The sequence below is a fragment of the Campylobacter sp. CFSAN093233 genome (assembly GCF_011068165.1).
Classification (GTDB): Bacteria; Campylobacterota; Campylobacteria; order Campylobacterales; family Campylobacteraceae; genus Campylobacter_D; species Campylobacter_D jejuni.
Genome location: NZ_JAAMWY010000006.1, coordinates 309,076 through 334,529, shown reverse-complemented (window position 1 = coordinate 334,529; position 25,454 = coordinate 309,076). Strand labels below are relative to the sequence as shown.

27 protein-coding genes, 1 pseudogene and 1 riboswitch are annotated in these 25,454 nt (G+C 31.6%); of the genes and pseudogenes, 16 read left to right on the top strand and 12 right to left on the bottom strand.

Annotated features, from left to right (window positions below; genetic code table 11):
* Positions 1 to 182: 182 nt before the first annotated feature.
* Positions 183 to 1,391: a UDP-N-acetylmuramoyl-L-alanine--D-glutamate ligase gene (gene murD / locus FBF15_RS06230; RefSeq protein ID WP_038816711.1), complete on the bottom strand. Its 1,209-nt coding sequence runs from the start codon at positions 1,389 to 1,391 to the stop codon at positions 183 to 185.
* Entirely contained in the window at positions 1,391 to 2,452 is a 1,062-nt protein-coding gene (mraY, locus tag FBF15_RS06225; RefSeq protein WP_038816710.1) for a phospho-N-acetylmuramoyl-pentapeptide-transferase, read from the bottom strand. The genes murD and mraY overlap by 1 nt, the downstream gene beginning before the upstream one ends.
* Before the next feature lie 79 nt (positions 2,453 to 2,531).
* Here mraY and gpmI point away from each other — a divergent pair, with 79 nt between their 5' ends.
* From gpmI to sdhE, 7 genes are all read left to right on the top strand, one after another.
* Complete coding sequence (gene gpmI / locus FBF15_RS06220; RefSeq protein WP_038816709.1) at positions 2,532 to 4,010, top strand: 2,3-bisphosphoglycerate-independent phosphoglycerate mutase; 1,479 nt, start codon at positions 2,532 to 2,534, stop codon at positions 4,008 to 4,010.
* On the top strand, positions 3,994 to 4,092 hold the full coding sequence (locus FBF15_RS09950; protein WP_002869268.1) for a hypothetical protein: 99 nt from the start codon (positions 3,994 to 3,996) through the stop codon (positions 4,090 to 4,092). The genes gpmI and FBF15_RS09950 overlap by 17 nt, the downstream gene beginning before the upstream one ends.
* Positions 4,082 to 4,825 carry a 3-oxoacyl-ACP reductase FabG gene (gene fabG / locus FBF15_RS06215; protein ID WP_002859879.1) on the top strand — a complete coding sequence of 248 codons (744 nt, stop codon included), beginning with the start codon at positions 4,082 to 4,084 and terminating at the stop codon, positions 4,823 to 4,825. Before FBF15_RS09950 ends, fabG begins: the two co-directional genes overlap by 11 nt.
* Before the next feature lie 6 nt (positions 4,826 to 4,831).
* A complete protein-coding gene (locus FBF15_RS06210) occupies positions 4,832 to 5,242 on the top strand; it encodes a pyridoxamine 5'-phosphate oxidase family protein (RefSeq protein WP_072223319.1) in 411 nt (136 codons plus the stop codon).
* 337 nt (positions 5,243 to 5,579) lie between these two features.
* On the top strand, positions 5,580 to 7,415 hold the full coding sequence (sdhA, locus tag FBF15_RS06205; protein WP_165434606.1) for an 8-methylmenaquinol:fumarate reductase flavoprotein subunit: 1,836 nt from the start codon (positions 5,580 to 5,582) through the stop codon (positions 7,413 to 7,415).
* Positions 7,412 to 8,377 carry an 8-methylmenaquinol:fumarate reductase iron-sulfur subunit gene (gene sdhB / locus FBF15_RS06200; protein ID WP_002854950.1) on the top strand — a complete coding sequence of 322 codons (966 nt, stop codon included), beginning with the start codon at positions 7,412 to 7,414 and terminating at the stop codon, positions 8,375 to 8,377. Before sdhA ends, sdhB begins: the two co-directional genes overlap by 4 nt.
* A gap of 3 nt (positions 8,378 to 8,380) precedes the next feature.
* Entirely contained in the window at positions 8,381 to 9,238 is an 858-nt protein-coding gene (gene sdhE, locus FBF15_RS06195; protein ID WP_002855106.1) for an 8-methylmenaquinol:fumarate reductase membrane anchor subunit, read from the top strand.
* A 23-nt stretch (positions 9,239 to 9,261) separates the two neighbouring features.
* Here sdhE and tenA read toward each other — a convergent pair whose 3' ends face one another.
* Positions 9,262 to 9,930 carry a thiaminase II gene (gene tenA / locus FBF15_RS06190; protein ID WP_002864183.1) on the bottom strand — a complete coding sequence of 223 codons (669 nt, stop codon included), beginning with the start codon at positions 9,928 to 9,930 and terminating at the stop codon, positions 9,262 to 9,264.
* 109 nt (positions 9,931 to 10,039) lie between these two features.
* On the opposite strand from tenA, the gene acpP reads away from it, so the two are divergent.
* From acpP to FBF15_RS06165, 5 genes and pseudogenes are all read left to right on the top strand, one after another.
* The gene (gene acpP, locus FBF15_RS06185) at positions 10,040 to 10,273 is read left to right on the top strand and encodes an acyl carrier protein (RefSeq protein WP_002854831.1); all 234 of its coding nucleotides are present in this window, start codon (positions 10,040 to 10,042) and stop codon (positions 10,271 to 10,273) included.
* A gap of 26 nt (positions 10,274 to 10,299) precedes the next feature.
* On the top strand, positions 10,300 to 11,514 hold the full coding sequence (locus FBF15_RS06180; protein ID WP_038816771.1) for a beta-ketoacyl-ACP synthase II: 1,215 nt from the start codon (positions 10,300 to 10,302) through the stop codon (positions 11,512 to 11,514).
* Between the two features lies 1 nt (position 11,515).
* Positions 11,516 to 12,454, top strand: a complete 939-nt coding sequence (locus FBF15_RS06175; protein WP_002859886.1) for an acetyl-CoA carboxylase carboxyltransferase subunit alpha — start codon at positions 11,516 to 11,518, stop codon at positions 12,452 to 12,454.
* Between the two features lie 133 nt (positions 12,455 to 12,587).
* Entirely contained in the window at positions 12,588 to 14,660 is a 2,073-nt protein-coding gene (locus FBF15_RS06170) for a TonB-dependent receptor (protein ID WP_052803879.1), read from the top strand.
* An 82-nt stretch (positions 14,661 to 14,742) separates the two neighbouring features.
* Positions 14,743 to 15,338, top strand: a pseudogene (locus FBF15_RS06165) (NUDIX domain-containing protein).
* Between the two features lie 31 nt (positions 15,339 to 15,369).
* Here FBF15_RS06165 and FBF15_RS06160 read toward each other — a convergent pair.
* The 3 genes from FBF15_RS06160 to rpmB all read right to left on the bottom strand — a co-directional run bounded on the left by FBF15_RS06160 (position 15,370) and on the right by rpmB (position 17,071).
* Complete coding sequence (locus tag FBF15_RS06160; protein WP_002858516.1) at positions 15,370 to 16,467, bottom strand: methyl-accepting chemotaxis protein; 1,098 nt, start codon at positions 16,465 to 16,467, stop codon at positions 15,370 to 15,372.
* Between the two features lie 9 nt (positions 16,468 to 16,476).
* Positions 16,477 to 16,692, bottom strand: coding sequence for a YdcH family protein (locus FBF15_RS06155; protein ID WP_002855201.1), 216 nt, complete (start codon positions 16,690 to 16,692; stop codon positions 16,477 to 16,479).
* A gap of 184 nt (positions 16,693 to 16,876) precedes the next feature.
* Positions 16,877 to 17,071: a 50S ribosomal protein L28 gene (gene rpmB / locus FBF15_RS06150; protein ID WP_002854974.1), complete on the bottom strand. Its 195-nt coding sequence runs from the start codon at positions 17,069 to 17,071 to the stop codon at positions 16,877 to 16,879.
* A gap of 139 nt (positions 17,072 to 17,210) precedes the next feature.
* Here rpmB and rpe point away from each other — a divergent pair, with 139 nt between their 5' ends.
* The 3 genes from rpe (at position 17,211) to thiC (ending at position 20,090) form a co-directional block, all read left to right on the top strand.
* Positions 17,211 to 17,858 (top strand): ribulose-phosphate 3-epimerase, encoded by a 648-nt coding sequence (gene rpe, locus FBF15_RS06145; protein WP_002858571.1) that lies wholly within the window; start codon positions 17,211 to 17,213, stop codon positions 17,856 to 17,858.
* Entirely contained in the window at positions 17,855 to 18,616 is a 762-nt protein-coding gene (locus FBF15_RS06140; RefSeq protein WP_002874332.1) for a 3'-5' exonuclease, read from the top strand. Before rpe ends, FBF15_RS06140 begins: the two co-directional genes overlap by 4 nt.
* Positions 18,617 to 18,636: 20 nt before the next feature.
* A riboswitch (TPP riboswitch) is annotated at positions 18,637 to 18,741 on the top strand.
* 56 nt (positions 18,742 to 18,797) lie between these two features.
* Positions 18,798 to 20,090, top strand: a complete 1,293-nt coding sequence (gene thiC, locus FBF15_RS06135; RefSeq protein WP_165434605.1) for a phosphomethylpyrimidine synthase ThiC — start codon at positions 18,798 to 18,800, stop codon at positions 20,088 to 20,090.
* Here thiC and FBF15_RS06130 read toward each other — a convergent pair.
* The 6 genes from FBF15_RS06130 to FBF15_RS06105 are packed head-to-tail and all read right to left on the bottom strand — an operon-like array spanning position 20,082 to position 24,228.
* Positions 20,082 to 20,600, bottom strand: a complete 519-nt coding sequence (locus FBF15_RS06130; protein WP_002868197.1) for a hypothetical protein — start codon at positions 20,598 to 20,600, stop codon at positions 20,082 to 20,084. The genes thiC and FBF15_RS06130 overlap by 9 nt on opposite strands.
* Positions 20,590 to 21,117, bottom strand: coding sequence for a hypothetical protein (locus FBF15_RS06125; RefSeq protein ID WP_002858498.1), 528 nt, complete (start codon positions 21,115 to 21,117; stop codon positions 20,590 to 20,592). Before FBF15_RS06125 ends, FBF15_RS06130 begins: the two co-directional genes overlap by 11 nt.
* On the bottom strand, positions 21,114 to 22,073 hold the full coding sequence (locus FBF15_RS06120) for a hypothetical protein (RefSeq protein ID WP_052801885.1): 960 nt from the start codon (positions 22,071 to 22,073) through the stop codon (positions 21,114 to 21,116). Before FBF15_RS06120 ends, FBF15_RS06125 begins: the two co-directional genes overlap by 4 nt.
* A 1-nt stretch (position 22,074) precedes the next feature.
* Positions 22,075 to 22,704, bottom strand: a complete 630-nt coding sequence (locus tag FBF15_RS06115) for a lysophospholipid acyltransferase family protein (protein ID WP_002868794.1) — start codon at positions 22,702 to 22,704, stop codon at positions 22,075 to 22,077.
* Entirely contained in the window at positions 22,688 to 23,989 is a 1,302-nt protein-coding gene (gene miaB, locus FBF15_RS06110) for a tRNA (N6-isopentenyl adenosine(37)-C2)-methylthiotransferase MiaB (RefSeq protein WP_165434604.1), read from the bottom strand. Before miaB ends, FBF15_RS06115 begins: the two co-directional genes overlap by 17 nt.
* On the bottom strand, positions 23,986 to 24,228 hold the full coding sequence (locus FBF15_RS06105; protein ID WP_002851103.1) for an HP0268 family nuclease: 243 nt from the start codon (positions 24,226 to 24,228) through the stop codon (positions 23,986 to 23,988). The genes miaB and FBF15_RS06105 overlap by 4 nt, the downstream gene beginning before the upstream one ends.
* A 126-nt stretch (positions 24,229 to 24,354) precedes the next feature.
* Here FBF15_RS06105 and nusA point away from each other — a divergent pair, with 126 nt between their 5' ends.
* The gene (nusA, locus tag FBF15_RS06100) at positions 24,355 to 25,443 is read left to right on the top strand and encodes a transcription termination factor NusA (protein ID WP_002859895.1); all 1,089 of its coding nucleotides are present in this window, start codon (positions 24,355 to 24,357) and stop codon (positions 25,441 to 25,443) included.
* Positions 25,444 to 25,454 lie beyond the last annotated feature (11 nt).

Here is a 25,454-nt window from a genome sequence, read left to right as displayed (position 1 = left end):
GCTCATTGCGGACTTGTTAAATGTCTTCATTACTTACTTTATATATAAATCCTATGTTTATTTTTATTGTTGTTTTAGATGGTGCTTAGAATCGTGTTTAAAAAAGAGTTTGTTGCTGGTTAGGGTTTTTAGAGAGAATAGGGTGTTTTTAGGGGTTTGGAAAGTTTAATATGTAAAATAAATTAAATTTTATTCACACATTCTTTAAAGACTTTTCCACGCTCTGCGTAAGAGTTGAACTGATCTAAACTTGCACAAGCAGGACTTAAAAGAGCCACTTCATTGACTCTTAAGTGATTTGAAATTTCATTTACAGCCTTAGATAAAACTTCACATTTATAGGCTTTCAAATTCGCTTTTTTTGCATAATCAAGCATTTTTTCAGTACTAATACCTATAGCATAGAGTTCTATATCAAATCCTTTCATAAAATCAAATAAATTGCTAAGATCTACACCCTTATCATCTCCCCCTATGATAAGATGGATTTTTTTATCTTTATAGCGACTAAGTGCAGCCATTACAGCACTTTCATTTGTAGCTTTAGTGTCATTTACCCAAAGCCTATTTTGACTGTCTTTAAGCTCTTCGAGTTTATTTTTTTCCATTACAAAGCTATTTAAAAGCTCATAGCTTAAAGTATCAAGTAGAATTTTTTCTATAGCTAAAGCCATGATAGCATCGAGTAAAAAAGGACTTTTAAAGGAAATTTTTTCCGTATCAATGCCAAATTTAACAGCTAGATCTTTTTCATCTTCATAGCTTATTTTATGAGCTTTTGTTGGAGTATTTGCATAAATTTTAGGCAGTATTACTACATCACATTCATTCATTCTTTTTAAAACGCTTAGCTTATCTTGAACATAATTATCAAAACTTCCATGCCAAGAAAGATGATCAGGACTTATAGGTAAAAGTGCATAAATTTCAGGTTTAGCTTTATGAGTGTAGTGTAGGGTAAAAGATGAAGTTTCAAGTATCCAAAGTTTTGCATAAGGATTAAGCTCTGCTAAAGGAGTTCCAACATTTCCACCCATAACAGCACCAATGTGTGATAATAAATGTGTAGCCATTTGTGTGGTGGTGGTTTTGCCATTGGTTCCGCTTATCCAAACGGATTTTGGCATGACATCGTAAAAAAAGTCATATTCGCTTTGTAAATTTTTTGCTTTTTGAATGAGTTTGTGCTTTGGTGGAAAACCTGGACTAGGAATTTCAATATCGCTTAAATTATCATCAAAATCATTAGGATTTAAAAGTAAATTTCCTAGTGTATCTTTTTTTGTTTCTGTAAAATGATCATCATAGATATCAAAAGGCCCAAATTTATCTACCAAATTTTCAGCAATAGCGCGTGTGGTTTTTCCGTATCCAAAAAGTGAAATTTTCATTATCTTAGCTTTATTGATGCAAGTGCAAGTAAATTTGAAAGTAAGGCTATCATCCAAAAACGCACTATAATTTTATTTTCTACCCAGCCAACTTTTTCAAAATGATGATGAATAGGTGCCATTTTAAATACTCTTTTATTAAAAATTTTAAAACTTCCAACTTGTAAAATTACAGAAACAGTTTCAAGAACAAAAACAAAACCTATGAGTAAAAGTAAAATTTCATTTTTGCTAATGATAGCTAAAAATCCTATGAATCCACCTAAAGCTAAACTCCCGCTATCCCCCATAAAAACCTGCGCAGGATAACAGTTGTACCATAAAAATCCTATTAAAGCACCGATTAATGCAGCACAAATAATCACTACTTCACCAAGTCCTTGAATTTTTGGCAAAAGTAGATATTCACTATAATTTAAATTTCCACTCAAATATAAGAATATCCCTAAAGTAGATAAAGAAAAAATGCTTGGAACTGTAGCTAAGCCATCAAGTCCATCGGTTAAATTTACAGCATTAGAGCTAGAAATTAAAACCAAAATCCAAAAAGCAATGGCAAAAATTTCCATATCAAAAAGAGGGTGTTTATAAAAAGGTATAAAAAGTTCCGTGCTAAGCTCTGAACTAAAATATAAAGGTAAGATGCAGATAAGTCCAGCGATGATTTGTGCTAAAAGCTTCATTCTTGGACTAAGTCCTGAATGATTATTTTTTTTTAGAACTTTGCCTAAATCATCTATGAGTCCTATCAAACAAAAAAGTATCAAACAAAGTAAAGCACTTATAGCAAAAATATTATCAAATTTGATACAAAATAAACTTGCGATTACTGCAGAACTAATGAAAATAAGCCCACCCATGGTTGGAGTATGGCATTTGGTTTTATGAGTTTCTGGGGCGTATTCGTAAATAGGTTGACTAGCATTTTTAGCTTTTGCCCAAGTAATAAATTTAGGCATTAAAAATAAAGACAAACATAAAGCGATAAAAAATGCAAATCCTGCACGCACACTAATATAAGTAAAAAAAGCATAATGACTTAAATCTGAAAGATAATACAAAACCTAGCCTTCTTTTTGGTTTTTAAAAGTTTAATTTTAGTAAAATCTAACCAAAAAAATTCTTATAAAAGAGAGAAAAATGAAGCAAAAATGCGTTTTAATTATTACAGATGGAATAGGGTATAATAAGAATAGTAAGTTTAATGCTTTTGAAGCAGCTAAAAAACCAAGTTATGAAAAGCTTTTTAAGGAAGTCCCAAATTCTTTACTAAAAACGAGTGGTTTAGCTGTAGGTTTGCCAGAAGGGCAGATGGGAAATAGTGAAGTAGGGCATATGTGTATAGGAAGTGGGCGTATTATTTATCAAAATTTAGTGCGTATTAATAAAGCCATTGAAAACAAAGAACTTGAAAAAAATGAGAATTTACAAAAACTTTTAGCAAAATGTAAAAGAGTGCATATTATAGGGCTTTATAGTGATGGCGGGGTGCATTCTATGGATACGCATTTTAAAGCCATGCTTGAAATTTGTGCGAAAAATGGCAATGAAGTTTTTGCTCACGCAATCACTGATGGGCGTGATGTAAGTCCAAAAAGTGGCTTAAATTTCATAAAAGATTTAAAAGAATTTTGTGAAAACTTAGGCGTGCATTTTGCTACGCTTTGTGGGCGTTTTTATGCTATGGATAGAGATAAGCGTTGGGATAGGGTAAAAGAGTATTATGAGTGCTTGTTAGGTAAGGCTTATAAAGTGCCAAATTTATTAGAATACCTACAAAAATCTTACGATGAAAATGTTACTGATGAGTTTATCAAAGCAGCTCAAAATGAGAATTACAAGGGCATGAGAGAAGAAGATGGCATTATCTTTATCAACTTTAGAAATGATAGAATGAAACAACTTGTTGAAGTGTTAAATTCTAAGGATTTTAAAGAGTTTGAACGCGAAAAAATCTTTGAAAATTTACTTACTATGAGTGTTTATGATGATAAATTTAAACTCCCTGTGCTTTTTGAAAAAGAAAAAATTGAAAATACTTTAGCGCAAGTGATTTCTAAAGCAGGGCTTAGTCAGCTTCATACCGCAGAAACCGAAAAATACGCCCATGTAACTTTCTTTTTTAATGGCGGAAAAGAAGAGCTTTTAGAAAATGAAACAAGGGTTTTAATCCCAAGCCCCAAGATAAAAACTTATGATGAAAAACCCCAAATGAGTGCTTTTGAAGTGTGTGATGCAGTGAAAAAAGGCATAGAAAAGGGTGAGGATTTTATAGTGGTAAATTTTGCAAATGGAGATATGGTTGGACATACAGGTGATTTTAATGCTGCTATAAAGGCTGTCGAAGCGGTGGATACTTGTTTGGGCGAGATTATAGAATGTGCAAAAAAGCATGATTATGCTTTTATCATTACAAGTGATCATGGAAATTGCGAGGCTATGCAAGATGAAAAAGGAAATTTGCTTACCAATCACACCACTTTTGATGTTTTTGTTTTTGTGCAAGCAAAGGGAGTTTCAAAGATTAAAGATAATATGGGGCTTAGCAATATCGCTGCAAGCGTGCTTAAAATTTTAGACTTAGAAATTCCAAAAGAAATGAATGAGGCTTTATTTTAGTTTGTTTGCCTTTTTTATAAGAAATTTGTTAAGATTGCAATTTTTAAAATTAAACTTATTAAGGATAGATAATGAAATTTAGTGGAAAAAATGTTTTAATTACTGGAGCAAGTAAGGGAATAGGTGCTTCTATCGCAAAAACTTTGGCGGGTTTTGGACTTAAAGTTTGGATCAATTATCGTTCAAAACCTGAACTTGCAGATGCTTTAAAAGATGAAATTATTGCAAGTGGTGGCGTTGCTGCTGTGATTAAATTTGATGCAAGCAAAGAAGATGAGTTTGAAAACGGTGTAAAAACTATAGTTGAGAGTGATGGAGAATTAAGTTATCTTGTAAATAATGCAGGCGTTACAAATGATAAACTTGCTTTAAGAATGAAATTAGAGGACTTTAGTAGCGTTGTAGATACAAATTTAAGCTCAGCTTTTTTAGGTTGTAGAGAAGCTTTAAAAACCATGAGTAAAAAACGTTTTGGTGCTGTTGTAAATATCGCTTCTATTGTCGGAGAAATGGGCAATGCTGGACAAGTAAATTATTCTGCTAGTAAAGGTGGAATGATAGCTATGACTAAATCTTTTGCTAAAGAAGGAGCAAGTAGAAATTTACGCTTTAACTGTGTGACTCCAGGTTTCATAAAAAGCGATATGACTGAAGTTTTAAGTGATGAAATCAAACAAACCTATCAAGACAATATCCCTTTAAAACGCTTTGCAGAACCTGAAGAAGTGGCTAATTGTGTAGCGTTTTTACTTAGTGATTATGCCTCTTATGTGACAGGCGATGTGCTTAAGATCAATGGTGGTTTATATATGTAAGGAAAAATGATGGATTTAAAAGAAATAGCACAATTTTTAGATGATAATGCACCAGCATTTTTAGCCACTTTAGGAACTTGTGGAAATCCTAGAGTGCGTCCTATACAAAGTCCATTGCTTGTGGGAGATAAAATTTATTTTTGCACAGCAAATACAAAAGGACTTTTTAAGCATATAAAAAATTATAATGGTATTGAATTTTGTTCTTGTGCAAAAGATGGGACTTTTTTAAGACTTAGGGCTAATGCGGTTTTTGAACCAAATTTAGAAGTTAAAAAAATGATGTTTAAAAAATATCCTTATCTTGTAAATCTTTATGAAACTCCGCAAAATCCAAAATTTGAAGTTTTTTATCTTGATCATTTAAGCGCTAGAATGCAATTTATGAATGGAGAATTTAAGCTTTTTAAGGCTTAATGATTTGATAATTTTATTAACTATATATTAATTAAGATAAATATTATCTTAATTAATATTAACTTTTTGTTATTTTTTTAAGGTATAATCATTCCGTTTAATTTGCAAGGAATAGATTATGATATATTGCAAAAATTTTTTAATATTTATTTTATTATATTCATCTATCTTCTTTGATTATTTATCTTATGCTTTTTTATATTTACTAAATTATAAATTTGTTTTTAATCCATTTTATATTGAAAGGAGAGTTTGTTTTTGGATTTTTGGCATGCGGTTATGTAAGATTGACTTACATTAAAAATTATTATTAATTTTTTTAAATAAGGAGAATGATATGGGTGAATTTTCTAGAAGAGATTTTATAAAAACAGCCTGTATTAGTGTAGGAGCTTTAGTTGCAAGTTCAAGTGGAGTTTATGCTTTAGATGATTCATCTAAGATGGATAAAGATGCAAATTTACCTTCTTGCGATGTTTTGATAATTGGATCAGGTGGAGCAGGTTTGCGTGCTGCAGCCGCAGTGAGAAAAGAAAATCCAAAATTAAGCGTTGTAGTAGCTACAAAGATGATGCCATCGCGTAACGCAACTTGTATGGCAGAGGGTGGAATGAATGGAGTTACTGATTTTTCTAATGGAGATTCCTATAAATTACATGCTTATGATACTATTAAAGGCGGAGCTTATTTGGTAGATCAAGACGCGGCTTTAAAATTTTGCGAATTAGCTGGAAAGGCTATTTTTAATATGGATTTTATAGGAACCTTGTTTTCAAGAAATGAGCAAGGTGGAGTAGCTCAGCGTTTAATGGGAGGAGCTTCTAAGAAACGCTGTAACTATTCTGCAGATAAAACAGGTCATATTTTAATGCATTCTTGTTTAGATGATGCTATTAGTAGTGGTGTGAAATTTTTAATGGATCATGAACTTTTGGATATAGGTGTTGTGGATGGAAAATGCGAGGGTGTCGTTTTAAGAGATATACAAAGCGGTGGAATTTATCCTGTGTTATGCAAAGCTTTGGTGATTGCTACAGGGGGATACACAAGGATATTTTATAATAGAACTTCAACTCCTTTTATTGCCACAGGAGATGGTGTGGCAGCTGCTCTTAGAGCAGGACTTGGTTTTGAAGATCCTGAGATGATACAATTTCACCCAACAGGAGTTGCAAATGGTGGAACTCTTATTACAGAAGCGGCGCGCGGTGAAGGGGGATATCTTTTAAATAATCGTGGTGAGCGTTTTATGAAAAATTACCATGAAAAAATGGAGCTTGCACCGCGAGATGTGGTTGCGCGTGCTATAGAAACAGAAATTCGTGAAGGTAGAGGTTATGGCGAGGGACTTGGAGCTTATGTTTTGTGCGATGTACGCCACTTAGGAAAAGAAAAAATTTTAAAAGATTTACCAAAAATTCGTCACACTGCAATGCTTTTTGAAAATATTGATTTAGTAGATACTCCTGTACCTATCCGTCCAACGGCGCATTATTCTATGGGTGGAATTGAAGTGGCTAAATTTGAAGATATGAGTACTAAAATTGCTGGAATTTATGTAGGTGGAGAAGCTTCTTGCATTTCTATACATGGAGCTAATAGACTAGGGGGAAATTCTTTAGCCGATGCAGTTGTAACAGGGCATTTAGCAGGCATTGGTGCGACAAATTATGCTAAAGATGCAAGTTTTGGAAAAGGGGTAAAAACTCATGAACTTGCTCAAAAATGGCAGGTTAGATTTAAAGAAATTACAAATAATGGCGGAAATGGTCAAGAAATGTATGAATTGCGAGAAGAGCTAGGAAGTCAAAATTGGGATAATATGGGGATTTTTAGAACTCAAGAAAAACTCGATCTTCTAGCAAAAAAATTAGAAGATATACAAGCGAGATATGAAAAAATTCGTATTCCAAATCCTAATGAAGTGATGAATACTGCTTTTACAGATTATGTAGAGCTTGGTAATTTGATTTTACTTTCTCGCTGTGCTTGTTTAGCAGCTAGAAATAGACTTGAAAGCCGTGGGGCTCATACTAGAGAAGATTATCCAAAGCGAGATGATAAAAATTTCTTAAAACATAGCATTGTAAATTTAGAAAATGATGAATTAAAACTTAGTTATAAAGATGTCGTGGTAACTGAGTTTTCACTTGATGGAAGGAGAGTACAATGAAAATTATCATAGATCGTTTTAATGGCAAGGAAAAATATGAACAAAGTTATGATATTGATGATAAGGATATACAAGGAAAAACTCTGCTCTCTCTTTTGCTTTTTATCAAAAAAACAAAAGATATTACTTTAAATTTTACCGCCTCTTGTCAATCTGCAATTTGTGGGGCTTGTGCAGTTCGTGTGAATGGGCATTCTTATCTTGCTTGTGATACTAAAATGCAAGATTTATTAAAAGAATATGATAATCCTTCAAGTATACGCATTTCTCCGCTTGGAAATTTTAGAGTAATTTCTGATTTAATTGTGGATTGGGAGCCTTCTATAGAAAATTTAAGAAAAATTCGTCCTGCCATGGTGGCAAAAAATGAATTTTCAGCGGAAAAGGGCTGTAAACAAAGTCAAGAAGAATTTGATCGTATTAGCAAGCAATGGGATTGTATTTTATGTGGTAGCTGTGCCTCAGAGTGTAATAAATTAGAAGCAGATAGTAGCGATTATATGCAACCTTTTGTTTTTACTCATGCTTGGCGTGCAGCGGCAGACTCTCGAGGTAAGGATCCTATGTTGCATGTAAAACCCAGCGTAATGAATGGACTTTGGCTTTGTGTTCATTGTCAAGAGTGCGCTGATCGTTGTCCAAAGGGTATAAGTTCAGTAAGTGATATAGCAAATTTAAGAGTGATGGCGATTAAAAAAGGTTTAAATGAAGGCTTAGGGCCTGATCATGCTGAAGCTTTTTATAAAGATTTAGTTGAAGGTTCAGGACGCTTGAATGAAATTTATCTTGCTTTGCGTTCTGAGGGTGTTATAGGTTCTATGGGTAAAACAGATATAGCTTTTAAACTTATGCGTGCAGGAAAAATGAATCCTATGCATGTTTTTGGCGAGGATGAAATAGAAGGTCATAAAGATTTGGTTAAAATGATAAAGGCGGCACAAGAAGCTGCTGTTAAGGAGTAAAATATGCAAAAAGAATACGCTTTTTTTCCAGGTTGTGTTTTATCTCAAGCTGCAAAAGAATCTAAAATTTCACTTGAAGCTATTGCACCTATTTTGGGTTGGAAGTTGAATGAAATTAAGGGGTGGAGTTGTTGTGGGGCTTCTCAAGCGCAGTGTGTTGATCCTATTGCGACTTTGGTAGCTAATGCAAGAAATATTGCTTTAGCAGAAGAGATGAAAATGCCAATGCTTACAACTTGTAGTACTTGTATGCTAACTTTAACTAAAGCAAAAAATACTCTTGATAAGGGTGCAAAAGAACGCATCAATATTTTTTTAGCACAAGGTGGAATGAAATATCAAGGTTCAACGCCTATTACAAGTCTTTTGTGGGAGCTTTATGAGGATTTGGATAATTTAAAAAGCAAGGTGAAAAAGCCGCTTTCAAATTTAAAAGTAGCTTTATTTTATGGTTGCCATAGTTTAAGACCTGAAGATGCTTTCGGTAAAAAAGAAAGTTCAACCAATCCAAAAAGTTTTGAAAGTGTAGTAGAAGTTTTAGGGGCTAAAATAGTTCCTTTTGAAAAACGCCTTGATTGTTGTGGTTTTCATGCTTCTTATCCTGCAGAAAAATCTGTGAAAAAAATGTCTAGTCAAATTGTCAATAATGCAAGTGAAAATCAAGCTGATTGTGTTGTAACACCTTGTCCACTTTGTCAAATGCAGCTTGATATCTATCAAGAAAGATTTCAAGATTATACTAATTCTAAAGCAAGATTGCCTATTATTCATTTATCACAATTAGTAGGACTTGCATTAGGACTTTCTAAAGAAATGGTTGGTTTAGATTATAATATTATTGATGCAAGTAAAATTGCATAAAAACATGGGCAAAAAGCCCATGTTTAAAGATTTAATTCCATTCTTAAAGAATGCTCCCAAAAAGCCACTTCTAAGCGTGTTACAGTATGAAAAATTTCGCTGAGTTTTTGGAATTTTTGTGCACCAACACTTGAAGTATAAGAATTAACAAAATCTTCAAATTCTTTAGCTTCATTTTGAAAATTTTCACTTCCATAGGTCAAAATCCATTCCTTGTAAGGATGATCTTTTAAATTTTCATTTTTTAAACGATTTATAATTTCAGCACCTATTTTTGCATAGCCTATAGCGCAAGCACTAAGAGCAACTAACATATCTAAAAAATCTCCATTTTCACCTACGCTTAACATATAACGCGAATAGGCTATATTGACTAAACTTTCATCTTTTATATCGAGTTCATCTGCATTAATGCCAAGAGATAAAATTGCACGATGAAGTTCCATTTCTCCTTCAACTATATAATTTTGAAATTTCATAGCAAAACGAAGTTCTTTTGCAGTATTTGAGTTAAGTGCTAATCTTGCATAACATTTTGCGTAATTAAGCAAATAAATATAATCTTGCTTGAGATAAAAAAGAAAATTTTCTTGCTTTAGGCTTTTATCTTCCAATTTTTTAACAAAATCATGATGTAGATAAGCATTCCAAATTTTTTGATTTTCTTTGATTAAATTAGAGAAAAGCATCATTTTTCCTTTATGTTTTAATATTTTATTTTCAAGTATAATGAAAAACTATAAATATTTTAAGCTTTTTATAGTAAAATACGCTTTATTTTAATTTTTTGAAGGAGAACAAATGGCAACATTTGATGATGTAAAAGCAGTAGTAGTAGAGCAATTAAGTATTGATGCAGATGCAGTTAAAATGGAATCAAAAATTATTGAAGATTTAGGTGCTGATTCTTTAGATGTTGTAGAGCTTATTATGGCTTTAGAAGAAAAATTTGAAGTAGAAATTCCAGATAGTGATGCTGAAAAATTAATTAAAATTGAAGATGTTGTAAATTATATTGACAATCTAAAAAAATAATTTTTTTTCTTGCAAGGAGCTTATTCTTGAAAAGAGTTGTAGTTACAGGTATTGGTATGATCAATGCCCTTGGTTTAGATAAAGAAAGTTCATTTAAAGCAATTTGCAATGGAGAAAGCGGAGTAAATAAAATTACTCTTTTTGATGCTACGGACTTTCCTGTTCAAATTGCAGCTGAAGTTAAAAATTTTGATCCATTAGAGGTTGTTGATGGCAAAGAAGTAAAAAAAATTGACCGTTTCATACAACTTGGAATTAAAGCAGCAAGAGAAGCAATACAGGATGCTGGATTTAGTGAAGAATTAGATAAAGAAGAATTTGGCATTGTTTCGGCTTCTGGTATTGGAGGTTTGCCTAACATAGAAAAAAATTCCATTATTTGTTCCGAGCGAGGTCCGCGTAAAATTTCCCCTTTTTTCATACCTTCGGCACTTGTAAATATGTTAGGAGGTTTGATTTCTATAGAGCATGGACTTAAAGGGCCAAATATTTCTTGTGTTACAGCTTGTGCAGCAGGAACTCATGCTATAGGAGAAGCTTATAAAAGTATAGCTTTGGGAAATGCTAAAAAGATGTTAGTCGTAGGTGCAGAAGCTGCGATTTGTCCTGTGGGTATAGGTGGTTTTGCTTCAATGAAAGCTTTATCAACTAGAAATGAAGATCCACAGCATGCTTCAAGACCATTTGACAAAGAAAGAGATGGTTTTGTCATGGGAGAAGGTGCTGGAGCTTTAGTTTTTGAGGAATATGAAGAGGCTAAAAAACGCGGTGCTACGATTTATGCTGAATTAATTGGATTTGGAGAAAGTGCAGATGCGCATCATATTACTTCACCAACTTTAGATGGGCCTTTAAGAGCTATGAAAAAAGCTTTAAATATGGCAGGGAATCCAAAGGTAGATTATATCAATGCACATGGAACTTCAACCCCTGTAAATGACAAAAATGAAACAGCAGCAATTAAAGAGCTTTTTGGCAATAATATCCCGCTTATAAGTTCCACCAAAGGACAAACAGGTCATTGCTTGGGTGCTGCAGGTGCAATTGAAGCAGTTGTTAGTGTTATGGCTTTAAGAGATGGGGTAGTTCCACCTACAATCAATCAGCTTGTAAAAGATGATGAATGTGATCTTGATTATATTCCAAATATATCAAGAAAAGTAGATTTAAAAGTGGTGATGAGTAATTCTTTTGGTTTTGGTGGCACAAATGGCTGTGTTGTATTTAAAAAAGTAGATTAATATGGCTTCTTATTTAGATTTTGAAAAAAATATTCAGCAAATTGACGAGGACATTATCAATGCTCAGATTAAAGGAGATACTGAAGCTGTATCAATTTTAAAGAAAAATCTTGAAAAAGAAATTTCTAAAACTTATAAGAATTTAAGTGATTTTCAGCGTTTGCAATTAGCGCGTCATCCAGATCGCCCTTATGCTCTTGACTATATTGAACTTATTTTAAATGACGCTCACGAAATACATGGTGATCGTGCCTTTAGAGATGATCCTGCTATTGTTTGTTTTATGGGTTATTTAGGAGAGAAAAAAATAATTGTAATTGGTGAGCAAAAAGGACGTGGAACAAAAGATAAAATCGCTAGAAATTTTGGGATGCCACATCCTGAAGGATATCGCAAAGCCTTAAGAGTAGCAAGACTTGCAGAGAAATTTCAAATTCCTATTTTATTTTTGATAGATACTCCAGGTGCTTATCCTGGAATAGGTGCTGAAGAAAGAGGACAAAGTGAAGCTATCGCTAGAAATTTATATGAATTAAGTGATTTGAAAATACCGACCATTGCTATAGTTATCGGAGAAGGCGGTAGTGGCGGGGCGTTAGCTATAGGGGTTGCAGATAAACTTGCAATGATGAAAAATTCTGTTTTTTCAGTAATTTCTCCTGAAGGTTGTGCTGCAATACTTTGGAATGATCCTGCAAAAAGTGAAGCTGCAACCAAGGCTATGAAGGTAACGGCTGATGATTTAAAATCTCAAGGTTTAATTGATGATGTTATAGATGAGCCTACAAATGGTGCACATCGCAATAAAGAGGCTACAGCAGTAGCTATTGCTGATTATGTAAAAAAATCTCTAAATGAACTTGAAAATATTGATGTACGAGAACTTTCTGCAAATCGTATGCAGAAAATTTTAAAGCTTGGAGCCTATCAAGAGGCTTAGGCTTTTACTTCGCTTTTTTAAATAATTTTATTATTTATAATTGTTATCAAAATTAAGTTAATTAAAAGTATTCTTTTTTTATACTTCAAAAATGATTTTAAATATCAAAATAATTATTTTTAAAGGAATTAATTTGACTCAAATCAAAAATATAAAATTTAAAAAAAGTTTACTGTGTTTTTTAATTTTATCTGGAGCTTTGTTAAAAGCAGAAGAAAAATATCAACTTAATGATGTTGTGGTTAGTGCTAGTGGTTTTGAACAAGATTTGGTTGATGCGCCTGCTAGTATTTCTATCATTACAAAAGAAGAGCTTGAAAAAAAGCCAATTAAGGATATAGGAGAGGCTATAGGAGATATTCCAGGTGTAGATGTGACTATGAATAAAACAGGCACTTATGATTTTAGCATACGAGGTTTTGGTAGTTCTTATACTCTAGTTTTAATTGATGGAAAACGTCAAAGTGTTGCAAATGGGTTTTATGATAATGGTTTTAGTGGCAGTGAGTCAGGATATCTGCCACCTTTGTCTATGATAGAGCGTATTGAGGTTATACGTGGTCCAGCTTCTACACTTTATGGCAGTGATGCTGTAGGCGGTGTGATAAATATTATCACTAAGAAAAATCCTGATAAAATCGAAGCAAATATAGAATTTAATACTCTTTTACAACAGCACTCTAATCACTATGGTAATGCTGGGGGATTTAATGCTTATGTAGCAACTCCTTTGATTGAAGATACATTATCAATTTCTGCAAGGTTGAAGTATTATGATAAGGCAGCTTCTGATTTAAAATGGCCTACACCGGTTTGGAATAATAACAATCAAAGACCTGATAATTATCAAATTGCTAGTCATAGCCCAGGTGCTTTTACTAGCTTGGGTTTTGGTTCTAGGCTTAATTGGACAGTAGATGATAAAAATAATATATATTTTGATATAGAACGATATATTAATGAAATTTCAGTGAATTCTACAAGTAGTAGGGCTATTAAAAGTGAAAGACAACTTTTTAAGGATAATATTGTTTTGAATCATGATGGTAACTATGATTTTGGTTCAACTAACTCATATTTACAATATGGTAGCACTAAGGATAAGGAGCTGCATAGCCAAATTTGGGTAGGAGAAGGTAAGGTTGTTTTACCTTGGAATTTAGGTCAATACGGTAATTTAGTAAATACCTTTGGTGCAAGGATTGATTATGAGATATTAAAAAATGATCAAGCAAGCGCAGGTAGTCAAATAAGAGGTAAAAATCTTGATCAAACCACGGTTGCGCTTTATGGGGAAAATGAGTATTTTATAACCGATGATTTGATTTTTACTACAGGTTTGCGTTATATTTATAGCGATTTGTTTGATTCTGAATTTACGCCTAGGGTTTATTTGGTTTATCACTTAAATGATAATATAGCCTTGAAAGGAGGTGTTTCAAAAGGCTATAAAACTCCTGCTGCCAAGCAGTTGACAAATGGATATTATAATTATGCCAATAATAATGCTTATTTTGGAAACCCTGACTTAAAACCAGAAGAAAGTATAAATTATGAATTGGGTGTTGATTTTATGGTATTTGATTTTGCACATTATTCTATTACAGGATTTATTACTGATTTTACAAATCAAATCAGTAGTGAAGATTTAACAGGTATGCAAAATGATATTAATTGTAGCAATGGCATTGTTTGTAAGCGTCCTATTAATCTTGGAAAAACGCAGACTAAAGGTATAGAATTTGCATTTAATACCAAAACTTACAATGGCTTTAGCCTAAATTCAAGTTATACTTTTATGGATAATCGCTACAAAGATGGTCAAAAAAATTGGTTTGGTGGTGATAGAATAGAAAATTTACCAAGACATATAGCAATGTTAAAATTAAACTATGAGCGAGGTAAATTTAGTTCCTATATAAAAACACGAGCAAGACTTGATACTATAGCTAAAGCAAAAGGTGGCGGTAATGGTAGTCTGCCATGGCAAAAATATAAGCCTTTTTATATAGTAGATTTAGGGATAAATTATAAAATCAATAAGCAATCTAGCTTAAGTTTTGCAGTGCAAAATCTTTTTGATAAAAATTTCTTTGATCCGCAAGTTACAAGATGGGATGGGGCTAATCCTGCTGGATATGCAAATCGCTATCAAGATTATATAGAAGGAAGAAGTTTTTGGTTAAGTTATAAATATGATTTTTAATTTTTTAAGGCTTTAATCACCTTTATATTTTCAAAAAAGCAAAAATAAAGTACAATGTGAAAAATAAATAAAAGGTTTTATTATGGCGTTTAAAAATTTAAAAGAACTTTCTTTTGAAAAATCAAATTATATTAAGCCTAAGAGATTTGCTTATGAAAGTAATGGTAGGCTTTGCACTTGGGATTTTATAGAATCTAAAGATAGTGTTTCAGTGCTTTTGTATCATAAAGAATTAGAAAGTTTTATTTTTGTACGCCAATTTCGTATACCACTTTGGTATCATCAAATGCATGATAAAGATTATGTAAAAGATGATGATATGGGCTATACTATAGAGCTTTGTTCTGGGCTTGTGGATAAAAAATTATCTTTAGAGGAAATAGCAAAAGAAGAATGTATAGAAGAACTAGGATATGCTCCTAAAAATTTAGAAAAAATAGGAGATTTTTATACAGGGTTTGGTTCAGGTGTAAGCAAGCAAAGCTTTTATTTCGTAGAAGTTGATGAAAAAGATAAAATTTCTTCTGGAGGTGGAGTTGATGATGAAGAGATTGAAGCTGTTTATGTTAAGGTGCAGGATTTTGAAAAAAAATGTAAAATATGATAAGAACGCCTTTGCTTGATTTTGCTTATATGTGGTTTTTAAAGGAAAAGTGGGGAAAATTAAAGATTATTTAGGTTAAACCTTAAAAAGGTTCAACCTAGGATTTTAATGATCTGACTCATCAAGCATTTCTTTAAATACATTGAAAAGATCAAGCGATGCATTTTCAGCAACTTCGCATTTATTAATTATGCTGTGTTGAGTAATATCTTTGCTAATATCTTCTGTATTTGCTATTGTTATAGCATTATTCATATTTTCATGAACTTTTTCATGTGGCTCGTTAATTTTTAAGAAGCTTTTATTTTGCCCAAATCTTTCTTTTCCTGTGCTAGCAAGCCATTTTCCTAAGCGACAAGATGTATGATCGGCTAATTGCTTTCCTGATTTGGAAAAAATTTCTTTATAACCATTTAATTTAAAAGCTATATGATCTAGTTTTGCTAAAGATACGAAAGCTTCTGAAGCGATACCAACTGCATTTGAATTAGTAGAATGCGCTTCATTTACTAAGTGAGTAAATTTTTCGGAAAAACTCATAATATGAGCATTAGAATCTATAGAAATTTTTTCAACTTGCTCACTTTGAGTATACATTTCATTTGCATTTTGCTTTAGAAGGTTGATATTCATTTCAACTTCTGTGGTTGCTTTTTGTGTTTTTTCAGCTAGTTTTCTTACTTCATCGGCAACAACAGCAAAACCACGCCCATGTTCACCTGCGCGTGCAGCTTCTATGGCAGCGTTAAGAGCTAAAAGATTGGTTTGATCGGAAACATCTTTAATTAGATTAATTACATTAGTAATTTCATCTACACTTCTATGCAATGTTCCTGCAACATCTCTTGTTTTATTGGCTGATTCTGTAATATTTCCCAAAGAGGCATTGATAGAATTAGCAATATGGTTAAGTTCATCCATTTCAGCAAGAGAAGTTTTAGAATAGCTAGAGATAACTTCTGCCTTATTTACATTTTCTAACATATCGCCTTGAATAATAGTAATATTTTTTAAAACCCCAGTTAATAAAACATTTAAAAGATCTGTTTTAAGTTTAGACTCTAAAGCCGCTTGTTCTAATGATGTAATTTTATTTTTTAATTCTAAATTTTCCGATTGAAATTTTTCAATTTTATGTGTAAGATTTTTATTTTCTTCTTCAAGTTTTTGAAGATCAGAATGGTTTATTTTACTTCCAAACATTGTTTTGCCTTATTTTTTATAATTTGCTAGATATTGGCTAAGTTCATCTTTTACATGAAGCTTTTCTTTTTTTAAAGTTGAAATTTCCATGCTGCTAAGAGAAGTTCTACCTTCTTCTGCATCTTTAATCATGTCATCAAGTTCATTATGACGATCAAATAGTTTATCAAAATGAGCATCTTTACCTTTTAGCTCTGACATTAATTCTCTATATTCATGTAGCATAAACTCTCCTTGTATTAGTGAAATTTAAAATTCATTTAACAAGGTATTTTACACTATTAAAAGATATTTTTAGCTTAAAAAATAATAAAATTAATAATAATTTTTAAATGTGTGTTATATAAGTGATTTGTTAAAGTTTATTTTTAAATTGGAAATTTTAAAATTGAGGAATAAATCCTCAAAATTATTTAGAATTTTGTTTTTTTAGAGTTCTTAGAGTAGAAGCTGCAATTCTCATTTTTCTCGTGGTGCCATCTTCTAAAGTTACACGAACTGTTCTGAGATTAGGTAAAAAGCGTCTTTTTGTTTTATTGTTAGCATGGCTGACATTATTACCCACCATTGGACCCTTGCCTGTGATTTGACATACTCTTGCCATTTTTTTGTCCTTATGAAAATTTTTAAATGGAGATTTTATCAAAATTAAGCTTAAAATATTCCATAATTTATAGTTTTTTTAATATATAAGTCGATAAAATATTATTTATCACATTTATATATAGTTTAAGGTTTTGATCATGTATGTAGCTCCAAGTTTATTGTCTGCAAATTTTTTGAAATTAGAAGAAGAAGTTAAAGCTATTGAAGCTGCAGGTGCGGATCTTTTACACATTGATGTAATGGATGGACACTTTGTTCCAAATTTGACTTTCGGACCTTGCGTGATCGAAAAGATTTCAACTATTAGTAAGTTGCCATTAGATGTGCATTTAATGGTTAAAGATGTAAGTAAATTTGTAGATCTTTTTATCTCTTTAAAACCGAAATTTATCTCTTTTCATATGGAAAGCGAAGTTCATCCTATAAGGCTTTGTGAATATATAAGAAGTCAAGGAATCCATCCTGCTATTGTTTTAAATCCACATACTCCTATTGATTCTATTAAACACATGCTAGAATTTGTAGATATGGTGCTTTTAATGAGTGTTAATCCTGGATTTGGTGGGCAAAAATTTTTACCTTTGATACATGAAAAAATCAAAGAATTGCGCCAAATGATTGATAAAAAAAATGCTAAAGTTTTTATAGAGGTTGATGGTGGTGTTAATGGTTTAAATGCTAGTGATTTAGAAGAATCTGGAGCTGATATTTTGGTGGCTGGAAGTTATATTTTTTCTTCCAATGATTATAAAACTGCAATTTCATCTTTAAAGCTTGAATTTTGAGTTTACAGCAAATTGATCAGATTATTTCTATATTAAATAAGCAAAGCAAGCCTTATGATTGGGTGATGCAAGAGTTTGCCAAAGTTGAAGAATTAAAAAATTTTGATTTAGATTTAGAAACTTTTGAGCTTTTGGGGTTAGGTTTAACTTTAAATAAAGATAATATTTTTACTCTTAAAACACGCACAACAAAAATTAAAGATGAAATTTTTTGCATAGTGGATATAGAAAGTACTGGTGGGGTGAGCAAGGGGGAAATTTTAGAAATTGGAGCGGTAAAAATTCAAAATTCTAAAGAAATTGGACGCTTTCAAAGTTTTGTTAAAGTAAAAGAAATTCCAAAAAATATAACTGAACTTACGGGTATTACTTATGAGATGGTGGAAAATGCTCCAAGTTTAGCAAAGGTTTTAAGTGATTTTAGGCTTTTTTTAAAAGACAGTATTTTTGTAGCGCATAATGTGCGTTTTGATTATAGTTTTATTTCTAAGGCTTTAAATGAGTGTGGTTTTGGCATTTTGCTTAATCGTCGTATTTGCACTATAGAATTTGCACAATGTTGTATAGAAAGTCCAAAATATAAACTAGAGGTTTTGAAAGAATTTCTTGGCGTGGAAAATATGCATCATAGAGCCTTAGATGATGCTTTGGCAGCTGCTGAAATTTTTAAATATTGCCTTGGAAAACTTCCTTATCATATAAAAACTACAGAAGAACTTATAAATTTTACAAAAACTGCACGTATAAAGCAAAAATAAATATTTAAAGTGTATAATAAAACATAAATGACGGGAGCTTGTGTAACAGGCTGAGAGTAAGCTAAAAGCTTAGACCGAACCGGATCTGGATAATGCCAGCGTCGGGAAGATTTATAAATTTCAATACTTTAAAAATTTATACTCACCCTTCATTTATCCAAATTTTTTAAAGGATAAATTTATGAAAACTCAAATGAATTATGCGAAAGAAGGTATTTTTACTAAAGAAATGCAGATTGTTGCACAAAAAGAAAATTTAAGTAAAGATTTTTTGCTTGAAAATATTGCTTGCGGTAAAATTATTATCCCTGCAAATATTAATCATAAAAGTCTTGATCCAAATGGTATAGGTTTTGGACTGCGTACTAAGGTTAATGTAAATTTAGGAGTTTCAAATGATTGTGTTGATTATAGCGAGGAAATGAAAAAAGTAGAGCTTGCTCATAAATTTGATATAGAAGCGATTATGGACTTAAGCAATTATGGCAAAACAAGTCGTTTTAGAGACGAGCTTGTTAATGTTTCAAAAGCTATGATAGGAACAGTTCCTGTATATGATGCGGTAGGATTTTTAGAAAAAGATTTAAAGCAAATTAATGCCAAAGACTTTTTAGATGTTGTATATCATCATGCTAAAAGTGGGGTTGATTTTATGACAATTCATGCAGGTATTAATTCTCGTGCTGCACATATTTTTAAACAAAGTAAAAGACTTACAAATATAGTTTCAAGAGGAGGCTCTGTGCTTTATGCTTGGATGATGATGAAAGATGCTGAAAATCCTTTTTTTGAGTATTATGATGATTTGCTTGACATTTGTTTAAAATACGATGTAACTTTATCTTTGGGTGATGCTTTGCGTCCTGGCTCTACTCACGATGCAAGTGATGGGGCGCAAATTTCAGAGCTTATAGAATTGTCGCTCCTTACTCAAAGAGCTTGGGATGTTGGAGTTCAAGTAATGATAGAAGGTCCAGGGCATATGGCCATTAATGAAATAGAGGCAAATATGCAATTAGAAAAGCGTTTATGTAAAGGAGCTCCTTTTTATGTCTTAGGACCTTTGGTAACAGATATTGGTGCAGGGTATGATCATATTAGTGGTGCTATTGGAGGAGCTGTGGCTGCAGCTAGCGGTGCTGATATGCTGTGCTATGTAACACCTGCTGAACACTTAAGACTTCCAAATTTAGAAGATGTTAGAGAGGGTATAGTTGCAACTAAAATTGCAGCTCATGCAGGAGATATAGCCAAACTTCCAAAAGAAAGAGCAAGGGATGATGAGATGAGTAAGGCTAGGCAAGAGATAGATTGGGAGAAAATGTTTAAACTTGCTATTGATGGAGAAAAGGCCAAAAAAATGTTTAATGAGCGTCGTCCTGATGATTTAAACTCATGTTCCATGTGTGGAAAAATGTGTGCAATGAATACTATGAATCAAATTTTAAAAGGCGAAGATGTGAGTTTAGCTTGAATAAACTTTGAGAGTAAGATCTATAGAGATACCTTGCTCTCCTGCTTTAAGATTAAGTGGATAATCAAGCTTGATTAAATTATTATAGTTTTTTAGAGCATCAATAAAATCATAAAGTCTTCTAGGATTATTCATTGTCGCTTTAATGGCTAAGCGGTTTTTTAGATATTTTTCTTGTTTTTCGGGCTTAGTTTCTTGAATTTTTACATTTTGAAAATATTTTTGTAAAAAAATATCAAAATTTCCTATATTAAAATTTTGCTCAAATTGCTCTAAACTTTTGTTGTTTTCGCTTCTTAGAGTTGATATTTTATCTTCACTAAAGTCAAATTTTGATTTAGCGGCTTTTAAGATAGCAAGTTGTGAGTTTTCTCTAAGATTTGCTTGTTTGTAATTTTTTAATGTCGGTAAAAGTAAAAATAAGATCAAAGCTGTGCAAACGCTTATAAAACTTAACGCGCAAATGATAAGCTTTAATAAATCAATTTCTTCTAGACTTTTATCTTTCATCTGCAACTCCTGGAATTTGTTTACTAATACTAACAAAACGATACCACCCATTATCTAAGCGATAATAGGTTGTGTAGCTTTGATCAAAGATGCTTTTTAAAGGGGTTTCTAAAAGTAGAGTAAACATTTCTCTTGTAGGAGTGACTCCGATAAGTTTTAAGGAATATTCGTCTTGTTCAACACTTTCAAGAGTAATGTTATCAGTTTTTACAATAATATCAAATAGATTTCTTAAGCTTTCTTTAACAATTTGATTTTGAGTGTTAAAATTTTTCGCTATTTGGCTTTGATCAAATAAAATTTCATAAAGCATTTCATTTTGCTTAGTTTGATTTTGAAGCACTATAACTTGTTGTTTTTCATCATCGATAGAGCTATTGATTAATGCAATTTTTATTGTATATGTAAAATATACTAGTAAGATAAATAATATACTAAAACCAAAAAGTCCTAGCCAAATTTTATCAAAGAGTGTGAAAATAGGTTTTTTTCTTGGCTGTATAAAGCTATAAGTCATTTAACCTCCTTTCGCATCAATTCTATTATAAGATCTAAGGTGTTGATTTGTTTCGTTTTTATCTCTAAAAAAGTTTCACTTTCTAAAAAATCAATAGCACTTATGTTAATATCTGATTCGCTATATAATAAAATACCATTGATAAATACCCCAGCATATTTATCATCATTATAAAATTTTTCAATGCTCGTAATAATATAACGGCAAAGTTCCATATCATTGCTAAATTGATTTAATTCATCAAGATTAAAATTATCATTATTATCCAAAGTTTCAAGATTATTTTCTTGATCAAGTAGATCAAATTTATTATTTAAGGCTTCATTGAAGTTATCTAAGGTAACTTCAGTATCATCGTTGTTGTTTTCAATTTCTTGATTATCTTCTGATGGAAGTTCAAGCTCTAAACCTAATTCTTGCTCAAATATTTTAAAATCACCGTATAAGATAGTATTGCCTTTAGCAACAATAATTGCCAAAAGATGTCCTTGCTTAAATCCATAAAGTAAAATTTGATCATCAGGCTGTTTTTCTTTTTGCATATTGTAGTAAAGAAGAGCAAAAGGGGAATATAAAAAATCTAAACCTCTATATTCTTCAAAAAGCTCACTATAATATTCTACATGTTCGGTAGCCGTATAAACAAGGGCATTATTAAGCAAAATATGCTGTAAGCTGATTTTTCCTATATTAAAGTGCTCACAATCTTGAATATTTGTACTAGGTATTAATCCTTGTTCTTTGGCGTCTAAAAATAAAGCAGTGTGGTAAAATAAGAAATGCTTGCTTAAATTTTTTATGTACTCTAATAAATTTTCACTTTTATCAAAAGTTTTTTCATTGCTACTGATTAGTTTATTTCGTCTGTAAATAGAAGCTTTTACAATATTTTTTTTATCTTCTAAAATAATACTAATAAAAAGTTGTGGAAATATTTTTTTAAGTAAAAATAACATTTCATTCCTTAAATTGATCAGCTAAGCTAATTTTATCAAATTGTTCCATTAGAAATTCTTTAGCTTTTTCTTTATCTAAAGATAAAATATCCAAAGGTTCACTTAGACTATAAGTAATCCTACTAAAAGGTTTTGGCATGATCATCTTATCCCAACTTTTAAATTCCCAAAAACGATTTGCTTCATAGTTTAAAATTCTTATCTTTAGTTCTTTTTTTTGAGCCAAAATGATAGAACCATCTGAAATACTATGATAAGGCCCTCGTGGACCATCGGGCGTGATAACTATATCGTCATTTTGTTCTAAAACTTTAAATGCAGCTCTAAGTGCACTGCTAGCACCCCTTGAAGTGCTTCCTCTTACAGTATCAAGACCGAAAAGCTTGATGATTTTTGCAATTTGCTCTCCATCTTTATGGTGAGAGATCATGACATAGGCTTTTTTATTTTTTTGCCTATAATGTCTAAACGCAAAAGGCATAAGTGCTAATTTTCCATGCCAAAAAAGTATCACACCAGCTTTACGGTCAACTTTTTCACCTTTATAGTGCTTTTTACAGCTTAAAAAAATAAGCCATTGCAAGATGAAAATTATATATGTTAAGCAATGGATTTTAAACGATTTCCCCATATAAAACCATACGCTTTGCATTAGTTATTTTTACTTCTTTAAATTGCCCTAAAAGTTCTTCGCTACCTTCAACTTGAACTAAAAAGTTATTATCTGTTCTTCCAGCAATGCTATTGCCTGCTCTTAATTCTTCAAATAAAACTTTAAAAGTTTTATTTTCTTGTTTTTTTACAATTTTATCTAAAATTTCACTATGACGATTTTGTAAGGTGCTAAGTCTTCTTGAAGCTATTTCTTCATCGATTTGATTAGGCATGGTTGCGGCTTTTGTTAAAGGGCGTTTGGAGTATTTAAAAGAAAAAATTTGTTCAAAACGCACTTTTTCCAAAACATCCATAGTTTCTTCAAAATCTTTTTCACTTTCCCCTGGAAAAGCTACAATAATGTCTGTAGAAATGCTAACATTTGGACAAAGTTCTCTAAGTTTTAAAGCTCTATTTAAATACCATTCTTTAGTATAGCCACGCTTCATAGCTTTTAAAATTTCACTTGAGCCGCTTTGTAAAGGCATGTGCATGGATTTGCAAACTTTTGGATTATTGGCAAAAACTTCTAAAAATTTATCATCCATGTGCAAAGGATGTGGACTTGTAAAGCGAATGCGTTCCAAACCTTCTATAGTGCTAAGTTCTTCTAAAAGATCTGAAAAGTCCATTTTTTTATGTTCGTTTCTAAATCTTTTGCCATAGTTATTGACATTTTGTCCTAGCAAGAAAATCTCTTTAGCGCCTTTTTCAATAGCTTTTTGAGCTTCTTTGTAGATGATGTTAAAAGGTATGGAAATTTCATCTCCTCTAGTATGTGGCACTATACAATAAGTGCAGTGTTTGTCACAACCTATGGAGATATTAATATAGGATTTATAAATACTATTTCTAAAATCTGCAAAAGCAAATTCACTTTCATCATAGTCTATGTCCACGCCCATAAATTTTGGAGTTTTTATAGCTTGAGTGATTTTGGAAATATTTCTTGCTCCTAGAACAAAATCCACATAAGGAGCACGTTTGAAAATTTCATTTCCTAAATGTGATGCAGTACATCCACAAACTCCTATTTTAGCACCTTCTTTTTTAACTTTTTCAAAACCACCTACTTCTGAGAAAAGTTTATGCACAGGTTTTTCACGCACTGAACAGGTATTGATAAGAATAAGATCTGCTTCTTTGATATCTTCTGTTAGTGCGTAATTTTCTTTTTGTGTTAATTCTGCGATCATATGCTCAGAATCTCTGACATTCATCGCACAACCTAAAGTTTGGATAAAAAGTTTTTTAGCACTCAAAGAATATGTACCTCATACATAAAATCATTATCATCAAGTCCGTATTTTACGGTTCTATGATAAATGCTTACTCCTTTTTTTTCAAAATGATTTACAAGGGCAATAAGTTGTTTGTGTGTATTATCTTTATCAAAATAAAAAAACTTTTGTCCTTCTTTTTCTATAGCCTCTTCGATTTTTTCTAGGCTAATATTTTTAGGTTTTTCATTAATCAAAGTTCTTGCCAATTTTAATTCCATAGCTAAATCCTTAAGAATTTTCATTTTAATCTATAATTTTAGCAAATTTTACTTTTAATTAAACTTATTAAGGATATAATTTTTATCTACATTTTTAAATTTCCCACAAAAAAGGTTTTATAAAATATGGAAAAGATAGCAGATATTATCGAATCTATTGCTAATGAAAAAAATTTAAACTTAGAGAATGTAAGAGAAAAGGTAGCTACCGCTTTAATCAATACTGCAAAAAGAATTTATGGACAAGAATATGAGTTTTTTGTGGATCCTAAAAATTTAAATCTTTATCAAAAAATTACCATAGTAGCAGATAATGACGAGAGATTGCAAAATAAAAGTGAGAGTTTTATCGCGTTAAGTAAGGCAAAATCAGAAGCTCCAGATGTTGAAATAGGAGATGAATTAACCTATGAATGTTCTTTGGAAAATTTAGGAAGAACTGCGGTAAATACCTTGCATAAAGAACTTGAATATCATATACAAAAATTATTAGAACAAACTATTTTTGAAAAATATAAAAACAAAGTAGGGCAAATGGTTTTTGGTACAGTTGTTAGAGTGGATAATGAAGAAAATACTTTTATTGAAATAGATGAATTAAGAGCTTTTTTACCGAGAAAAAATCGCATTAAAGGGGAAAAATTTAAAATAGGTGATGTGGTAAAAGCTGTGATACGCCGTGTTTATACAGATAAAGGTATTAAAATCGAGCTTAGTCGTACAAGTCCTAAATTTTTAGAATGTTTACTTGAAGCTGAGGTTCCAGAAATCAAAGATGGTTATGTCAATATTATAGGATGTGCTAGAATTCCAGGTGAAAGAGCAAAAATCATTCTTCAGGCCAATGGAGCAAATATCGATCCTGTAGGTGCTACAGTAGGTGTTAAAGGTGTAAGAATTAATGCAGTAAGCAAAGAGCTTCATAATGAAAATATTGATTGTATAGAATTTACAAATGAGAGTGAAATTTTAATTTCTCGTGCCTTGGCTCCCGCTATTGTAAATTCTGTAAAAATTGAAGATAAAAAAGCTATTGTAAGTTTAAATAGCGAACAAAAAAGCAAAGCCATAGGAAAAAATGGTATTAATATTCGCCTTGCTTCTATGTTAAGTGGTTATGAAATAGAGCTCAATGAATTAAGCTCATCACAGCTAAATAATGCCATCAGCAATGAAGAAGCAATGAAAAATCTTCAAGATTTATTTAAAATTTAAAATATTTGTGA